The following is a 359-nucleotide window of genomic DNA, read 5'->3' as shown; positions in this document are numbered from 1 at the left end:
ATGCGATCGAATATTGCGCGAGCCAAGACACATGCAGCATAGATTTACGTTTAACCGCTTTGTTTTCCTTCTTCTTTCCGCAACGGCCCTGCCCCTTTCGGCAGCCGCCGAAGGCGAAGCACAGGCACCGGTCAAACAGCAGAACCTCCCCTCCATCATCGTCGCACATGCCAAGACACGCGATCTCGTCGACCGTATCATCGCCACGGGCACCATCCGCCCCGTGGACGAAATATACGTCCAGCCGCTGGTCGATGGGCTGTCGATCGATGAGCTGAACGTCGATATTGGTGACAGGGTCGAGGCCAATGCGGTTCTCGCCGTGCTGTCTTCCGACAGTCTTCTTCTGCAAAAGAGCC

General features: G+C 56.8%; 1 pseudogene. It reads left to right on the top strand.

Annotation, left to right across the window (positions count from 1 at the left end):
- Positions 1-31 precede the first annotated feature (31 nt).
- Positions 32-359 (top strand): annotated as a pseudogene (locus tag SB816_RS30230) (hypothetical protein); the annotation flags it as partial.

It is taken from the genome of Achromobacter sp. SIMBA_011 (assembly GCF_046535435.1).
GTDB classification, from domain to species: Bacteria; Pseudomonadota; Gammaproteobacteria; order Burkholderiales; family Burkholderiaceae_B; genus Achromobacter; species Achromobacter dolens.
Note: the sequence above shows the minus strand (reverse complement) of the source record. Positions and strands in the feature narration are given on the sequence as shown.